At 70.4% G+C, this 15,206-nt stretch carries 15 protein-coding genes; 13 read left to right on the top strand and 2 right to left on the bottom strand.

Going from position 1 to position 15,206, the window contains the following annotated elements; all coding sequences use genetic code 11:
• Window positions 1–88 precede the first annotated feature (88 nt).
• From rpoZ to DEFCA_RS21490, 7 genes are all read left to right on the top strand, one after another.
• Window positions 89–298, top strand: coding sequence for a DNA-directed RNA polymerase subunit omega (gene rpoZ, locus DEFCA_RS0109415; protein WP_025322777.1), 210 nt, complete (start codon window positions 89–91; stop codon window positions 296–298).
• A 29-nt stretch (window positions 299–327) separates the two neighbouring features.
• The gene (locus DEFCA_RS0109410; protein WP_025322776.1) at window positions 328–2,454 is read left to right on the top strand and encodes a RelA/SpoT family protein; all 2,127 of its coding nucleotides are present in this window, start codon (window positions 328–330) and stop codon (window positions 2,452–2,454) included.
• A gap of 141 nt (window positions 2,455–2,595) precedes the next feature.
• Window positions 2,596–3,012, top strand: a complete 417-nt coding sequence (locus DEFCA_RS0109405) for a RidA family protein (protein ID WP_025322775.1) — start codon at window positions 2,596–2,598, stop codon at window positions 3,010–3,012.
• 132 nt (window positions 3,013–3,144) lie between these two features.
• Window positions 3,145–4,875: an FAD-dependent oxidoreductase gene (locus DEFCA_RS0109400; protein WP_025322774.1), complete on the top strand. Its 1,731-nt coding sequence runs from the start codon at window positions 3,145–3,147 to the stop codon at window positions 4,873–4,875.
• On the top strand, window positions 4,868–5,554 hold the full coding sequence (locus DEFCA_RS22270; protein ID WP_169709527.1) for a hypothetical protein: 687 nt from the start codon (window positions 4,868–4,870) through the stop codon (window positions 5,552–5,554). Before DEFCA_RS0109400 ends, DEFCA_RS22270 begins: the two co-directional genes overlap by 8 nt.
• A gap of 313 nt (window positions 5,555–5,867) precedes the next feature.
• Window positions 5,868–6,422 (top strand): DUF6125 family protein, encoded by a 555-nt coding sequence (locus tag DEFCA_RS0109390; RefSeq protein WP_025322772.1) that lies wholly within the window; start codon window positions 5,868–5,870, stop codon window positions 6,420–6,422.
• Between the two features lie 78 nt (window positions 6,423–6,500).
• Window positions 6,501–7,952 (top strand): L,D-transpeptidase family protein, encoded by a 1,452-nt coding sequence (locus DEFCA_RS21490; protein ID WP_084319028.1) that lies wholly within the window; start codon window positions 6,501–6,503, stop codon window positions 7,950–7,952.
• Between the two features lie 367 nt (window positions 7,953–8,319).
• On the opposite strand, the gene DEFCA_RS0109370 is transcribed toward DEFCA_RS21490, so the two are convergent.
• Both DEFCA_RS0109370 and DEFCA_RS0109365 read right to left on the bottom strand, forming a co-directional pair.
• Window positions 8,320–8,871 carry an NUDIX hydrolase gene (locus DEFCA_RS0109370; protein ID WP_025322768.1) on the bottom strand — a complete coding sequence of 184 codons (552 nt, stop codon included), beginning with the start codon at window positions 8,869–8,871 and terminating at the stop codon, window positions 8,320–8,322.
• Window positions 8,872–9,158: 287 nt separating this feature from the next.
• Entirely contained in the window at window positions 9,159–9,722 is a 564-nt protein-coding gene (locus DEFCA_RS0109365; protein ID WP_025322767.1) for a UbiX family flavin prenyltransferase, read from the bottom strand.
• Window positions 9,723–10,006: 284 nt separating this feature from the next.
• Between DEFCA_RS0109365 and mdh the strand changes: the two genes are divergently transcribed.
• From mdh to DEFCA_RS0109335, 6 genes are all read left to right on the top strand, one after another.
• On the top strand, window positions 10,007–10,936 hold the full coding sequence (gene mdh, locus DEFCA_RS0109360) for a malate dehydrogenase (protein ID WP_025322766.1): 930 nt from the start codon (window positions 10,007–10,009) through the stop codon (window positions 10,934–10,936).
• 200 nt (window positions 10,937–11,136) lie between these two features.
• A complete protein-coding gene (locus DEFCA_RS0109355; protein ID WP_025322765.1) occupies window positions 11,137–12,015 on the top strand; it encodes a LysR family transcriptional regulator in 879 nt (292 codons plus the stop codon).
• Window positions 12,016–12,138: 123 nt separating this feature from the next.
• Window positions 12,139–12,981, top strand: coding sequence for a fumarate hydratase (locus DEFCA_RS0109350; protein WP_025322764.1), 843 nt, complete (start codon window positions 12,139–12,141; stop codon window positions 12,979–12,981).
• On the top strand, window positions 12,978–13,529 hold the full coding sequence (locus DEFCA_RS0109345; protein ID WP_025322763.1) for a Fe-S-containing hydro-lyase: 552 nt from the start codon (window positions 12,978–12,980) through the stop codon (window positions 13,527–13,529). The genes DEFCA_RS0109350 and DEFCA_RS0109345 overlap by 4 nt, the downstream gene beginning before the upstream one ends.
• 69 nt (window positions 13,530–13,598) lie before the next feature.
• Entirely contained in the window at window positions 13,599–14,012 is a 414-nt protein-coding gene (locus tag DEFCA_RS0109340) for a 4Fe-4S dicluster domain-containing protein (protein WP_025322762.1), read from the top strand.
• Between the two features lie 12 nt (window positions 14,013–14,024).
• Complete coding sequence (locus DEFCA_RS0109335) at window positions 14,025–14,900, top strand: CoB--CoM heterodisulfide reductase iron-sulfur subunit B family protein (protein WP_025322761.1); 876 nt, start codon at window positions 14,025–14,027, stop codon at window positions 14,898–14,900.
• Window positions 14,901–15,206 lie beyond the last annotated feature (306 nt).

The raw sequence follows: 15,206 nt of genomic DNA, 5'->3' as shown, positions 1-15,206 counted from the left end.
CTAGCGGCCTAGCAGCCAAGCCGCCTAGCGGGCCGAAGGCCCCTGACCGACGACCAACGACCGAAGTTACCCCGAAGGAGTGGAACACATGGCACGCGTTACCGTAGAAGACTGCTTGGAAAAGGTCCCCAACCGGTTCGAGCTCGCCATGGCGGCGGCCCAGCGGGTGAAGCAGCTGCTGGAGTCGGCCCCGCCCCTGGTGGAGACCAAGAACAAGATCGTGGTCACGGCCCTCCGGGAGATCGCCGAGGGCAAGGTCACGGTGCGCATGCGCCAGATCCCCCGCCGGGCTCCCTAGACGCGGGGGGAGTCGGCACCCGCCGGCTGATGCTGCGCATCTCCGAACTTCTCGAGGAGGTCGAGGCCCTCCACCCGGGGGCGAACCTCGACCTCATCCAGAAGGCCTATCTGTTTGCGGCCAAGGTCCACGGGGGGGCGGCCGAATCTTCCCAGGACCCCACCCTCCAACACTCCCTGGCGGTCGCCCGGATTCTCGCCGAGCTGAACCTGGACGAGGTCACCCTGGCCTGCGGCCTGCTCCACGACGTGGTGGAGGAGGCGGTGAGCGACCCGGAGCAGGTGCGCTCCCACTTCGGCGACGAGGTGGCGTCGGTGCTCCAGGGCCTGGCCCGGGTGTCCGCGGTCCGGTACACCTCCCGCAAGAAGGAGCAGGCCGAACGGTTCCGCCGCCTGATCCTGGCCATGGCCCAGGACGTGCGGGTGGTGCTCGTGAAGCTGGCCGACCGGCTCCAGGTGATGCGTACACTGGAAGCGCGGCCCCCTCCCGAACGCCTGGTGCTGGCCCAGGAGACCCTCGACATCTACGCCCCCCTGGCCAACCGGCTCGGCATCCACCGGATCAAGAGCGAGCTGGAGGACCTGGGGTTTCGGTACGCCCACCCCGAGACCTGGGCCGAGCTGGAGGAAGGGGTGCGCCGCCGGTTGGCCGAGCGGGAGGCCTACATCGAGGAGGTCAAGGACCGGCTCGCCCGGCTGCTGGAGCGCCACGAGCTGCCGGGCCGGGTCAGCGGCCGGCCGAAGCACCTGTTCTCGATCCACCGGAAGATGCAGGACCAGGGGATCCCCCTGGACAAGGTGTACGACCTGGTCGCGTTCCGGATCATCACCCGGACGGTACAGGACTGCTACGCCATCCTGGGCGCGATCCACGCCGAGTGGAAGCCCGTGCCGGGTCGGTTCAAGGACTACATCGCCCTGCCCAAGCCCAACCTGTACCAGTCCCTCCACACTACGGTCATCGGCCCCGGCGGCCAGCCCATGGAGGTCCAGATCCGCACCGAGGAGATGCACCGGATCGCGGAGGAGGGGATCGCGGCCCACTGGCGCTACAAGGAGAAGCGCAGCGAGGCCGACCCCATGGACCGGGTGTTCGAGTGGCTGCGCAAGCTGGTCGAGGCCCACAAGGAGATCCAGGATCCCCAGGAGTTCCTCGAGAGCGTCAAGGGCGACTGGTTCCCCGAGGTGGTGTACGTGTTCACCCCGGCCGGGGACCTGATCGAGCTGCCCCGGGGCGCCACGCCCGTGGACTTCGCCTACGCCATCCACTCCAAGGTGGGGGAGCAGTGCGTGGGGGCCAAGGTGAACGGCCGCATGGTGCCCTTGAGCCACGAGCTGCGAAACGGCGACCGGGTGGAGGTGATCACCTCCAAGCACCACACCCCAAGCCCGGACTGGCTCGAGTTCGTCAAGACCTCGAAGGCCCGCAACAAGATCCGGGCCTGGATCAAGGCCCGGCAACGGGCCCGGTCCACCGAGCTGGGCCGAGAGATCTGCGAACGGGAGTTCCGCAAGTTCGACAAGAGCCTGTCCAAGGCCCTGAAGTCGGGGGAGATGGAACGGGCCGCCAAGGGCTTCGGCCTGAACAAGGCCGAGGAGCTGCTGGAGGCCGTTGGGTACGGCAAGATCTCGGCCCGGCAGGTCCTGGGCAAGATCTACCCGGACCTGGAGGAGCGTGAGGCCCCCCCGAAACGGCCCCGCAAGCCCCCCCGGACCACCAGCGGTATCGTGATCGAGGGGGTGGGCGACGCCCTGGTTCGGTTTGCGCGGTGCTGCCATCCCCTGCCGGGCGACCCGATCGTGGGGTTCGTGACCCGGGGCCAGGGCATGACCGTGCACACGGCCGACTGCCCCAACGTGCGGCGCCTGGACCCTGCTCGGCGGGTGCCCGTGGAGTGGGGGAGCGGCAAGGGAGCGGTGCACCCGGTGAAGATCCGGGTGGACTGCGAGGACCGCAGGGGGATCCTGGCGGAGATCACCAACCTGTTGGCCGAGCACGACGTGAACGTAGCCCGGGCCCAGGTCTCCACCTGGGCGGCCGGCCAGGCCGTGTGCCGGTTCGAGATCCTGGTGGAGGACCTGGAGCGGCTCCAGAAGGTCCTGAGCTCGATCCTGTCGATCAAGGGGGTCCAGCGGGTGACCCGGGTGAAGACGTAGAGTTCGGTCGGCGGCCTTCGGTCCACGGTCGCCGGTCTTCGGGTTCCGTCGCGGGCCGGTGGTCGACGACGAACGACCCGCGACGAACGGGTTTTGCTTGAGGCTTTCCCCCGCCTTCTAACCCCCACCGGAGGTGACGCCATGAAGCGAGCGGTGACGACCGACAACGCGCCCCAGGCGATCGGACCGTACAGCCAGGCCGTGGTGGCCGGGGGGTTCGTGTTCTGCTCGGGCCAGATCCCCCTCGACCCGGCCACCGGCGAGATGGTGGAGGAGGATGTGGCGACCCAGACCCGGCAGGTGCTCGAGAACCTGAAGGCCGTGCTCGAGGCGGCCGGAAGCGGGCTCGACCGGGTGGTGAAGACCACGGTGTTCCTGGCCGACATGGGCGACTTCGCGGCCATGAACCGGGTGTACGCCGGGTTCTTCGACGATGTGCCGCCGGCCCGGGCCGCGGTGGAGGTGGCCGCGCTTCCCAAGGGAGCCCGGGTGGAGATCGAGGCCGTGGCCCTGGCGGGCGACGGCCCGGGCCTGGAGGAGGTGGACGAGGGGAGGTAGTCCGCGACCCTGTTTTTCCCTCTTTTTTGTGACTTTTTTCGAAGGCGGGCATCTCATCCAGGTGCTGGGTGCATACGAAAGGCGCCCACGCCCTGGAAGAGATGCCCGTGTTTCGTTTTGGGAGGAGTTGCCATGGCAAGACGGATCGTCGTGATCGGTGGAGTTGCCGCGGGCCCCAAGGCGGCGGCCCGGGCTCGGCGGCTGGACCCCGCGGCCGAGATCACGGTGGTGGAGCGGGACGCCCACGCCAGCTACGGCGCGTGCGGCTTCCCCTACTACGTGGGCGGCGGTGTGGCCCGGATCGAGGAGCTCATGGAGACCCCCTCGGGCGTGGTGCGCGATCCCCGGTTCTTCGAGCAGGTCAAGGACGTTCGGCTCCTGACCCGCACCGAGGCCGTGGAGATTCGGCGGGACCACCGGGAGGTGGTGGTTCGCTCGCTGGACACCGGTGAGGCCCGCACCCTGCCCTACGACCGGCTGATCCTGGCCACCGGAGCCCGGGCGACGGCGCCCCCGATCCGGGGCCTCGACGCGCCCAACGTGTTCCGGCTGAAGACCTACTCGGACGCCCGACGGTTCCGCGCCGCACTGGACCAGATCGCCGATCTCCTGAAGGAACGGGACCTGGCCGGGGACGAGAAGGCCCGGCCGCTCCGGGTGGCCGTGATCGGGGCGGGCCTGATCGGCTTGGAGACCGCCGAGGCCCTGCAAGAGCGGGGCGAGGAGGTCACGGTGGTGGAACGCCTGCCCCGGGTCCTGCCCAACGCGGACCCGGAGGTCGCGGCCCACCTGGAGAAGCACGCCCGGTCCAAGGGGATCCGGGTCCTCACCGGGGTCGGGGTGCGCGAGGTGGTCGTGGAGGACGGTCGCGCGGTGGGCCTTCGGTTGCCGGACGAGACGATCCGCGCCGACCTGGTCCTGGTGGCCACCGGGGTGCGGCCCGAGGTGGACCTGGCCCGGGCCGCCGGCCTGGAGATCGGTCCCACCGGCGCGATCTGGGTGGACGAGCACCTGCGGACCTCGGACCCCAGCATCTACGCGGCAGGCGACTGCGCCGAGAAGCGTCACCTGGTTACGGGCAGGCCCTGCTGGATCCCCTTGGGGTCCACGGCCAACAAGGAGGGCCGGGTGGCCGGCACCAACGCGGTGCTGGGCGACGTGGACACGTTCCCCGGGGTGGCCGGGTCGCTGGTCATGCGGTTCTTCGAGCTCACCGCGGCCCGCACGGGCCTAGGGGAGGCCGAGGCCCGCGAGGCCGGGTTCGACCCCGTGGTCGCGCTGGTGGCCGGGCCGGACAAGCCCCACTTCATGCCCGGCGCCGCCCCCATCCTGGTCAAGATGATCGCGGACCGGGGATCCCGCCGGTTGCTCGGAGTGCAGGCCGTGGGCCGCGGCGACGTGGCCCGGCGGGTGGACGCGGCCGTGGCCGCCGTGACGGCCGGCATGACCGTGGACCAGGTGGCCAACCTGGACCTCGTGTACGCGCCCCCCTACTCCCCCCCGATGGACCCCTTGCTCGTGGCGGCCAACGCCGTCCGGAACAAGCTGGACGGCCGGGCCCGGGGGGTGCGGCCCGACGAGCTCCGGCAGTGGCAGGGGGAGGGCGCGGCCCCCCTGCTGGTGGACGTGCGGAGCCCGGCCGAGCACGAGGCCCTGCCGTTCGGCAACGCCACTTTGATCCCGCTGGGGCAGCTTCGCCGCCGCGCCGAGGACCTGCCCCGTGACCGGCCGGTGGTGCTCCTGTGCAAGATCGGGCTGCGGGGCTACGAAGGGCAGCGGATCCTGGACGGGCTGGGGTTCGAGAACGCCTCGTACCTGGAAGGGGGTGTCGTGGGGTGGCCCTATGAAGCGCCGGATGGATGAGCCCAACGGCATCGTCGCGGCGATCCGGAGGCGGCTCGGCGAGCGCTTGGCGCGCAGCGGCCACGAGGGGGCCGTGGTCCAGGTGGAGACCGCCTCCGACCGTTGGCCCGGCATCGCCTGTCTTGGGCCGGGACCGGCTCGTTTCGTGCTGCGGGCCCGAGTGGGGCGGGCGGAGGGGTGGTGCATCTCGCCCCTGGCCGCTCGCTACGCGGGGAAGCTGGCCGATCTCGTTCGATCGCCGGCCGGGTGCCCGGCGGACAGGGCCCGGCTCCTGGCGGCCGCGAACGCGTACCTGGCATGGGCCGGGGAGCTCGAGACGGGGCCCCGCCTGTGCGCCACCCGGGGCACCGCTGTCTGCGCGGACCGGTTCGTGGAACGGTTTGGATCCGAGGGGGAGCCGCCCTGCGCCTGCCTCGTTGGCCACCACAGCTGCCTGTACGACGCCCTGTGTGCCGTGCGGCCGGTTTTGTGCCTGGGAGAGCGGTCCTCCCTGACCGATGCCCCGGAGGCCGTCCGCCGGTGCCGCACGGTTCTGGTGGGGGCGGGGGGGCTGGTGCAGGGGGTATGGGACCGGATCGAGGGCTCCCTGCCCCCCGGGGTGAGGGTCATCTCGTACGGGGTCGGCATCGCGGGGGCGGCCCAACTGCTCGGATGGGAGCACCACTGTCCGGGGGCGTGAGACCAACTTGCGTTTAAACCGAGAGCCCTCGGGGGGCGGGGCAAGGGACCTGCCTCCGGCCGGGTGCGAAGCCGGGCATTGAGATCCGCCGCGCAGGCACGGAACGGGGGAATTTGTTTCATTCCAACTGCTGGAAATGCAAGCCATTTCGTGGCTCGAACGCCGAAGGCGCTGCGCGGCGGGCTAAGGAGCCGCACCCGGCTCTCCGGCAGGTCCCTTGCCCCCTCTGCTCAGGGGGCCGATAGCTTTGATCGCAACTTGGTATGAGAGCCCGCCCCTTCGTTTTCTTTTCGAATCGTGTAGGGAGGAGTCCATGGAGGCGAAGCAGAAGGGGAACGAAGGCATCCGGATGCTCTACGACCTGAGCAAGGAGGAGTTGATCCGGATGCTGATCGACGATGCCAAGAACTGGCTCGCCCACGACGGCCTGTGGTTCCAGGCGGTGGAGAAGGCCCACGGAATGGAGGCGGCGATCGAGGCGGACCGGGCTGCGTGGGAGCGGTTCACCGTGATCGAGGCCCGGCGGATCATGGAGCGGTTGGGGATGAAGCCGGGCGGGGGGATCCCGGCGTTGGTGGAGTGCCTGAATCACAGGTTCTACGCGCGGCTGAACCTGCAGGAGACGGTCGAGGTCTCCGAGCGGAGGGCCGTGTTCCGGATGCTGGACTGCCGGGTCCAGTCGGCCCGGAAGCGGAAGGGGCTTCCGGATTTCCCCTGCAAGTCCGTGGGTATCGTGGAATACGCCGAGTTCGCCCGGACGGTCGATCCGAGGATCCGCACCCGGTGCATCGCTTGCCCGCCGGACGAGCATCCCGACGAGTTTTGGTGCGCCTGGGAGTTTACGATCCCACAGGACGCCCGCCCCTAAGAGGTAGGCTCTCACACCGGTTGCTCCGCGCCCGCGAATGGGTACAATGGGGAGGCCTCCCCCGAGAAAGGCTCTCCCATGCTTCGTTGGTCGCTTCTTCTCACGCCGCTCCTGCTGGCTGCAGCCGTCGCCGACGCCCACGACCTCCCCACCGGTGGCCCGCGGCTGGGGGTGTTTCGCCAGGTGGCGGGTGAGCTGCGAACGGTGGAGGTCCGGCCCGGCGATACCCTGGTGGGGATCGCGTCGCGGGTGGGGGTCCCCTGGACGACCCTGGCCCGGGAGAACGGGATCCAGGACCCGGACCGGATCTACCCGGGCCAGGAGCTTCGGGTGGACACCCGGCGGGTGGTGCCCGCGCTCGCGGACGACGGGTGGGTGATCAACGTGCCTGAGGCCACCCTGTACGTGTTCGAGGACGGTCGGGTGACGGCCCGGTATCCCGTGGGGCTGGGTCGGCCGGCGTGGCCCACGCCGCTGGGGTCGTTCCGGATCCTGTTCCGGGAGGAGAACCCCACCTGGGAGGTGCCCCCGTCGATCCAGGAGGAGATGCGGCGGGAGAACCGGGTGGTCCGGCAGAAGGTGCCCCCCGGCCCGGACAACCCCCTGGGCCGTTACTGGATCCAGCTGTCCGTGTGGGGCTACGGGGTCCACGGCACCCCGTTCCCCACCTCGGTGGGGCAGTTTCTGAGCCACGGGTGCATCCGGGCCCGCGACGGCGACATCGACGAGCTGTTCGGTCTGGCCACCCGGGGCACCCGGGTCGAGATCGCCTACCTGCCGGTGAAGCTGGCCGTGACCCCCGAGGGCGAGGTGTGGGCCGAGGCCCACCCCGACGTGTACGGCCTGGGGTTTCCCACGGAAAAAGAGGTGTGGCAGGCTCTCCAGGAAGCCGGAGTCACGGATCGGGTGGACCGGGAGGCGCTCCGGACGGTTCTGCGCCAGAAAGACGGCGTGGCCCGGCGGGTGGGCCTGCCGCCCCCCCAGGCCGGAAGCGACCCGGCTTCCCAGGAGGGGGCGGACGCTTTCGCCGTGTGGCAGTGCCTGGACTGCCCCCCCGGGCCCCAGCAGGAGGGTCACGTTCCGGGTGGAGGCCCGGGCCCCGATCGACCTGCCCGACCCCTACCCCATCGAGGTGCGCGACGACGCCGGCCGGGTGGTGTTCCGGCCCCAGATGGTGGCCCAGGCCATGGTCCACCTGGAGCCGGGCGACTCACGCAACTTCGTGTGGGAGGTGCGCGACACCCTGGGCCAGCCCCTGCCGCCGGGCTCGTACACGGCCGTGATCCGCTACTTCCCGCCGGACGGCTCCGGGGTCCGCGAGCTGAGCCTGCCCCTGTGGGTCGGACGGTGAGGGGGGCGGCCCTCGCTGCTCGGGCGTCGCGCTCCCCCCGGCGAGGGGTCCAGGCTCAGAGCAGGCTGTCGGCGAACCGGGCCAGGGCCTCCTGGGTGGCGGGGGTGGGAAGGTCCTTTTTCTTGACCGCCAATGTGGCCCGCACCTCTACCCCAGAGCGCTCCAGCCGCCTCCGGTAGCCCTCCAGGTACCGATCCTGATCCCATCCTCCGCAGGTCACCAGCAGTCCGGTAGGCGGGAGCGAGCGGGCCCACCGGGCCAGGAACGCGTTCACCGGCGGGTGCGCGAAGGTCCACTTGGGGAACGCGAGCACCGCCCGGTCGAAGGCCGTGGGGGGGAAGGGCACGGGCCGCAGGGGGAACCGGATGCCGGGCACGAACGACAGTGCGAGCCAAAGGGGATAGGGCAGGTCCCACCGGGGCCGGATCTCCGCGAGCCGGGGGCGCGCGCCCCGGGCGGTGAGCCCGGTCTGCAGCATCTCCACGGCGGCCCGGGTGGTGCCGGTGCGGGAGTGCCAGAACAGGCCGACCCGCACCGGCCCGGAGCTCACGTCCCGGGCCGGCGCTTCCACAGCTCGTACCAGTAGAACGCGGCCAGTACGTGGGCGTGGGTGATCTCGCCCTCAGCGATCCGGCGGGGCACCTCGTCCAAGGGAACCAGCACCACCCGCAGGTCCTCGCCCGCATCGGGCGCGGGGTCGGCCACCCGAACGGCGTCCAGGGCCAGGTAGGTGTGGCACCGGTTGTTCTGCAGGGCCGGCTGGGCGTCCACCGAGCCCAGGTGGATCACCCGCTCCGGCCGGTACCCGGTCTCCTCCTCCAGCTCCCGGGCCGCGGCCGCGGCCGGATCCTCGCCGTCGTCCACCAGCCCGCCCGGGATCTCCAGGGTGACCCGCTTCACCCCGTGCCGGTACTGGCGCACCATCACCACCTGGCCGTCGGCGGTCACCGGGATCACGTTCACCCAGTCGCCGGTCTCCAGCACGAAGAAGTCGTGGGCCGCGCCGGTGCGGGGGCTGCGGGCCCGCTCGCGCACCAGCCGAAAGATCCGGAAGTCCCCTTCCAGGGTTCGCTCCTCCACGGGCCAGGGCTTGGGCATAACGGTGCTCCGTTGGGATGATACCATTGACCCGGCAACAAATTAGGCGCGTCACCTCGGAGGGCGGGGCGGGGGACCTGCCTCCGGCCGGACGCAAAGCCGAGCATGAGATTCGCCGCGCAGGCACGGGATCGAAGAGCTGGTTTCATGACGGCTCGATGGAGTTCCAGCCATTTCGCGCTCCGAGCGTCAGAGGCGCTGCGCGGCGAACGAAGGGGCCGCGCCCGGCCCTCCGGCAGGTCCCCCGCCCCGCCCCAGGATGCGTATCCATGGATGGCAGCTCGGCATCAGGTCTCGTGCCAACGCCGGTAGAGCTGGTGCTCCAGCCCCAGGAGTTCGAGCACCTTGCCCACGGTGTGGTCCACCACCTCGTCGATGGTGGTGGGCCGATGATAGAAGGCCACCATCGGTGGCACCAGGGCCGCGCCCAGGTCGGCGGCCCGGAGCATCAGCTCCAGGTGGCCCTTGTGCAAGGGGGTCTCCCGGGGCACCAGCACCAGGGGCCGGCGCTCCTTCAGGGTCACGTCGGCGGCCCGCACGATCAGGTTGTCGGCGTACGAGTGGGCGATGGCCGACAGGGTCTTCATGGAGCACGGCGCCACGACCATGCCGGCCGTGGGAACCGAGCCGCTCGCGATCGGCGCGGCCAGGTCTCCCGGATCATACGCCCGGTCGGCCAAGGCTTCCACCGTTTCGGGGGCCCACTCGGTCTCCAGCACCAGGGTCTGGCGGGCCGCGGCCGACAGGATCAGGTGGGTCTCCACGGCCGGCATCTGCCGCAGCACCTGGAGGAGGCGCACCCCGTACACCACCCCGCTTGCACCGGTGATTCCGACCACGATTCGTCTCATGACCTCCCCTCCGCGCGCGGATCGGTCCTGTGGTGCGCCCAAACAATGCGGCCCTGGGCGGGCCGCGTCAAGAAGGCTGCACGGCCGGGGCCGCCCGCCGGAGCGGGACCCCAAACCGACGACCCACGGTCAGCGGCCAACCGCCGCCCTCTTTAGCCATACTCCAACGCTTTTAGCGTTGCTGAAAAACGGGGCGGGTGCTAGGATGCCGGCCCTTGGTGGACCGGCGTTCTCCGCCGGTCCGGGAGCAACTTGTGCACGAACGGGAAACGGGAGGATGAGCCATGGCCAGGAACAAGATCACGGTGGTGGGCGCAGGGTTCGTGGGGGCCACCGCGGCCCACTGGGCGGCGGCCAAGGAGCTGGGGGACGTGGTCCTGGTGGACATCGTGGAGGGGGTGCCCCAGGGCAAGGCGCTGGACCTGCTCCAGGCGAGCCCGGTGGAGGGGTTCAACGTGAACGTGGTGGGCACCAACGGCTACGACGAGACCGCCGGCTCGGACGTGGTGATCATCACCGCCGGTCTGCCCCGCAAGCCCGGCATGAGCCGGGACGACCTGCTGCTCAAGAACTTCCAGATCGTCAAGAGCGTGACCGAGCAGGTGGCCCCCCGCTCCCCCAACGCGGTGATCATCGTGGTGTCGAACCCCCTGGACGCCATGGCCTACACCGCGCTGAAGGTGAGCGGCTTCCCCAAGGAGCGGGTGGTGGGCATGGCCGGCATCCTGGACACGGCCCGGTTCCGCACCTTCGTGAGCCTGGAGCTGGGGGTGAGCGTGGAGGACGTGCAGGCCTTCGTGCTGGGCGGCCACGGCGACTCCATGGTGCCCCTGGCCCGGTACTGCAGCGTGGGCGGCATCCCGCTCCAGTCGCTGCTGCCCCCGGAGCGGATCGAGGCCCTGATCGAGCGCACCCGCAACGGCGGAGCCGAGATCGTCAACTACCTCAAGACCGGCAGCGCCTTCTTCGCGCCCTCGGCGTCGGCCGTGCAGATGGCCGAGGCGATCCTGAAGGACCAGAAGCGGGTGCTCCCCTGCGCCGCCTACCTGGAGGGCGAGTACGGCTACCAGGGCATCTACCTGGGCGTGCCGGTGCTCCTGGGCGAGGGCGGGGTGGAGAAGGTGTTCGAGATCGACCTCACCCCCGACGAGAAGGCCGCCCTGGACCGCTCGGCCGAGGCCGTGAAGGGGCTGGTGGCGAAGCTGCCCATCTGAGGCTTTGGGCCTTCGGCCCGCTGGGCGGCGTAAGAGCTGGGAAGCCCCTGAGCCGCAGAACCCCTGCCCGCGGGTTGGCGACAGTCATTTGCCCGGGGGCATGGGGTCTGGTGGAGCGTCCGCCCTGCTGATGGGCCGAGCTCCCCGAGATTTCTAGTTTCTAGTCTCTAGTTTCTAGCCTCTAGCGGAGCCGACACCCCATGTCGTTGAGGGCCCTTCGCACCCTGGTGGCCATCGGCCGGAAAGGAAGCTTTGCCGCGGCAGCGGCCCAGGTGGGGCTCACCCAGGCCGCGGTGAGCCTGCAGATGAAGGCCCTGGAGGAGGAGTTCGGGGTCGAGCTGTTCGATCGCTCCGGCGGCCGGCCGCGGTTCAACGCGGCCGGCCGCCTTGCCTTGGAGCGGGCCGAGGAGATCCTGGCCCTGTACGACGAGCTCCGGGCCCAGCTCAACCCCGAGGGCAGCCTGCCCGGGGCGATCGTGCTCGGGGTGATCCCGTCGGCCCTGACCGGGCCGGTGCCCGAGGCCCTGGCCGCCCTGAAGCGAACCTACCCCCAGCTCCAGGTCCGGATCCGGTCGGGCATCTCCGACGCCCTGGCCCCGCGGGTGGAGGAGGCCGACCTGGACGTGGCCCTGATCAGCGAGCCTCCCTACGCCCTGCCGGCCCACTGCGAGTGGCGGGCCTACGACGAGGAGCCTTTTTACGTGGTGGGCCCCCCCGGCATGACGGCGCGGGACGATGTGGAATGGTTCCGGGACCTGCCGTTCGTTCGGTTTGACAAGACCGCCTGGACCGGGGCCATGGTGGAGGGCCAGCTCATGGCCCGGGGCATCCGGCCCCGGGACGTGATAGAGCTGGACTCCATGGAGGCCGTGCTGAGCCTGGTGGAGCAGGGCCTCGGCGTGGCCGTGGTGCCGCTGAACCGGGCCCGCCTCCACGAGGCCTCCCGCCGGTTCTCCCTCCTTCCCTTCGGCGACCCCCAGCTGAGGCGACGGGTGGGCATCTACGAGAAGAGGCGCCACCCCGGCCGGGCGATCACCGACTTTCTCTACGACACCCTCCGCGAGATCTGTTCACCATAAGCAATACTTCAGTATCCGTTAAAAACTTCCAACTTTCATTTAAGCAAAACCGCTGTTAGGATCCCACACGTTCACAGGGGTTGGAGGCCGTCGGGCCCATCCACCCGTAACGGAGAGGCGTCCATGCGAGAGGTTTCCGTCGAGCGGATCACCGAGGCCGTGCGCCGGCTGTCGGTCGAGGCCAACACCCGGCTGGGCGACGACGTGGTGGCCGCGTTCGAGCGGTTCCGGGAGGGGGAGCAGAGCCCCACCGGCCGCGACGTGCTGGCCCAGCTGCTGGAGAACGCCCGGATCGCCCGGGACGAGGGCCTGCCCCTGTGCCAGGACACCGGGTTCGCCGTGGTGTTCGTGGACCTGGGCCAGGACGTGCATCTGGTGGGCGGCGACCTGTACGAGGCCGTGAACGAGGGGGTGCGGCAGGGCTACCGGGAGGGGTACCTGCGCAAGTCCATCGTGGCCGACCCCCTGCGGCGAAAGAACACCGGCGACAACACCCCGGCCGTGGTCCACGTGCGGCTGGTGCCCGGCGACCGGGTCCGGATCACGTTCGCGCCCAAGGGCGGGGGCAGCGAGAACATGAGCGGCATCGCCATGCTCAAACCCGCCGACGGGGTCGAGGGGGTGAAGCGGTTCGTGATCGACCGGGTGCGCCAGGCCGGCCCCAACCCCTGCCCGCCCACCATCGTGGGGGTGGGGATCGGGGGCACCTTCGAGATCGCAGCCCTCCTGGCCAAGCGGGCCCTGCTGCGGCCGGTGGGCGATCGGAACCCCGACCCGTTCTACGGCGACCTGGAGGAGGAGCTCCTGGCCGAGGTCAACCGCCTGGGCATCGGTCCGGCCGGGCTGGGCGGAACCACCACCAGCCTGGACGTGCACATCGAGGTCCACCCGTGCCACATCGCGAGCCTGCCGGTGGCCGTGAACATCCAGTGCCACTCGGCCCGGCACAAGGAGGTGGAGCTGTGATCCGGCTGACGCCACCCCTGTCCGACGCGGACGTGGAGCGCCTGCGCGCGGGCGACCAGGTGCTGCTGTCGGGGTTCGTGTACACCGCCCGCGACGCGGCCCACGCCCGGCTCGTGGAGCTGATCGAAAAGGGCGAGCCCCTGCCGTTCGACCTTGAGGGGCAGATCATCTACTTCGTGGGCCCCACCCCGGCCCCGCCGGGCCGGCCCATCGGCTCGGCCGGCCCCACCACCTCGTACCGGATGGACCCCTACAGCCCGGTGCTCGTGGCCCACGGCCTCAAGGGTATGATCGGCAAGGGCAAGCGCTCCGACGAGGTCAAGGAGGCCCTGCGGCGGCACAAGGCCGTGTACTTCGGGGCGGTGGGCGGGGCGGCAGCCCTGATCTCCAAGCGGATCCTCTCGGCCGAGATCGTGGCCTACGAGGACCTGGGCCCCGAGGCGATCCGCCGCCTCGAGGTGAAGGACTTCCCCGTGGTGGTGGTGAACGACGCCCACGGCGGCGACCTGTACGAAGAGGGCCGGAAGCGTTACGCGCTGGAAGGCTAGGAGGCTAGAAGGCCGCCTAGCTGCCTAGCCGCCCAGCCGCCCAGCCGCCCAGCCGGGAGAATCGACATCATGCGCGTGCGGATCGAAACGGAACAGATCGGAAACGACCGGATCCGGAAGATCGAGGAGGTGGCCGCCCAGAGCGTGTACCGGTGCTACCAGTGCGGCAAGTGCTCGGCCGCCTGCCCGGCCACGCCCGAGATGGACATGCTCCCCAACCAGGTGATCCGGTACCTCCAGCTCGGGCTCGAGGAGAGGGTGCTCGAGGCCAACACCCCGTGGATCTGCGCCTCGTGCCTCCAGTGCCGGGCCGTGTGCCCCAAGGGCGTGGACCTGGCCCGGATCATGGAGGCCGTGCGGATGCTCCAGCTGCGCAAGGGCCGAAACGAGATCCGGCTCCAGGACCTGCCCCCCGAGTACCTGAAGCGGGTCCCCCAGATCCTGCTGATCAGCGCGTCCCGCAAGTTCGTGCCGCTCAGCTGACCGGAGCTTGCGATGAATCTCACGTACTTTCCCGGCTGCACCCTGTATACCAAGGCCAAGGCCTTCGACGAAGCCGCCAAAAGGGCGGGGGAACGTCTGGGGTTCACCCTGGAGGAGATGCCCTACTGGACCTGCTGCGGCGCCACCTTCCCCCTGGCCGAGGACTACGACATGGCCCTGGCCTCGCCGACCCGGGTGCTGGCCCGGGCCCGCAAGGCGTCGGACAAGCTGGTGACCCTGTGCGCCGTGTGCCACAACGTGCTCAAGCGCACGAACCACGTGATGCAGACCAACCCGGAGCGCCGGGCCAAGGTCACGGACTTCATCGACGAGGACTACGCGGGCGACCTGGCCGTGCTCCACTACCTGGAGGTGCTCCGGGACGAGGTGGGGTTCGACGCCCTGGCCGAGAAGGTGGCCCGGCGCCTCGAGGGGCTCAAGGTGGCCCCGTTCTACGGGTGTCTGCTCCTGCGGCCCAAGGCCGAGATGCAGATGGACGACCCCGACCGGCCCCGGATCTTCGAGGACCTGCTGGCCGCCCTGGGCGCGGAGCCCGTGGACTACCCCATGAAGAGCGAGTGCTGCGGCGCGTTCCAGGTGGTCCACTCCGACGCCATGGCCACCCGTTGCTCCCGGGAGATCATCGGCTCGGCCCGGGCCCGGGGCGCGGACCTGGTGGTGACCGCCTGCCCCCTGTGCCAGTTCAACCTGGACGACCGGCAGGCCGAGATGGCCAAGGCCGACAAGGGGTTCCGGGGCGTTCCGGTGCTCTACTTCACGGAGCTGCTGGCCGTGGCCCTGGGGGAGGGGCTCGACCTCCTCTCGGCCGAGCGCCACGCCGTGGACCCCGTGCCGGTCCTCCAGGCGCTCGGAGACGAGGCGGCATGATCGCCCTGGCGACGAAGCGGGCTCGCTCCTGCGGAGGGCGGGGCAAGGGACCTGCCTCCGGCCGGGCGCGAAGCCGGGCTTTGGGATTCGCCGCGCAGGCACGAGACGCGGGAGTTGGTTCCATGGCGGCTGGATGGGAGGGGCACCGTTTCGCGGTCCGAACGCCGGAGGCGCTGCGCGGCGAGCGAAGGGGCCGCGCCCGGCTCTCCGGCAGGTCCCTTGCCCCCCGATCCGAGAGGGCGTCCCGGTCTGACTGCCGGTTTGGCACGTGGGGCTTTGTGGCCTCCCAGCCTTCCGGCTTTCTAG

This window comes from Deferrisoma camini S3R1, assembly GCF_000526155.1.
In the GTDB taxonomy this organism is placed as follows: Bacteria; Desulfobacterota; Deferrisomatia; order Deferrisomatales; family Deferrisomataceae; genus Deferrisoma; species Deferrisoma camini.
This window is presented reverse-complemented; position numbering and strand designations above follow the sequence as displayed.

Excerpts from the sequence above, each read along its gene's own strand:
- DEFCA_RS22270 (WP_169709527.1), top strand. The coding sequence starts at position 4,868 with ATGGATGAGCCCAACGGCATCGTCGCGGCGATCCGGAGGCGGCTCGGC.
- DEFCA_RS0109390 (WP_025322772.1), top strand. The coding sequence starts at position 5,868 with ATGGAGGCGAAGCAGAAGGGGAACGAAGGCATCCGGATGCTCTACGAC.
- DEFCA_RS0109370 (WP_025322768.1), bottom strand. The coding sequence starts at position 8,871 with ATGCCCAAGCCCTGGCCCGTGGAGGAGCGAACCCTGGAAGGGGACTTC.
- DEFCA_RS0109365 (WP_025322767.1), bottom strand. The coding sequence starts at position 9,722 with ATGAGACGAATCGTGGTCGGAATCACCGGTGCAAGCGGGGTGGTGTAC.
- DEFCA_RS0109350 (WP_025322764.1), top strand. The coding sequence starts at position 12,139 with ATGCGAGAGGTTTCCGTCGAGCGGATCACCGAGGCCGTGCGCCGGCTG.
- DEFCA_RS0109340 (WP_025322762.1), top strand. The coding sequence starts at position 13,599 with ATGCGCGTGCGGATCGAAACGGAACAGATCGGAAACGACCGGATCCGG.
- DEFCA_RS0109410 (WP_025322776.1), top strand. The coding sequence starts at position 328 with ATGCTGCGCATCTCCGAACTTCTCGAGGAGGTCGAGGCCCTCCACCCG.
- DEFCA_RS0109400 (WP_025322774.1), top strand. The coding sequence starts at position 3,145 with ATGGCAAGACGGATCGTCGTGATCGGTGGAGTTGCCGCGGGCCCCAAG.
- DEFCA_RS21490 (WP_084319028.1), top strand. The coding sequence starts at position 6,501 with ATGCTTCGTTGGTCGCTTCTTCTCACGCCGCTCCTGCTGGCTGCAGCC.
- mdh (WP_025322766.1), top strand. The coding sequence starts at position 10,007 with ATGGCCAGGAACAAGATCACGGTGGTGGGCGCAGGGTTCGTGGGGGCC.
- rpoZ (WP_025322777.1), top strand. The coding sequence starts at position 89 with ATGGCACGCGTTACCGTAGAAGACTGCTTGGAAAAGGTCCCCAACCGG.
- DEFCA_RS0109405 (WP_025322775.1), top strand. The coding sequence starts at position 2,596 with ATGAAGCGAGCGGTGACGACCGACAACGCGCCCCAGGCGATCGGACCG.
- DEFCA_RS0109355 (WP_025322765.1), top strand. The coding sequence starts at position 11,137 with ATGTCGTTGAGGGCCCTTCGCACCCTGGTGGCCATCGGCCGGAAAGGA.
- DEFCA_RS0109335 (WP_025322761.1), top strand. The coding sequence starts at position 14,025 with ATGAATCTCACGTACTTTCCCGGCTGCACCCTGTATACCAAGGCCAAG.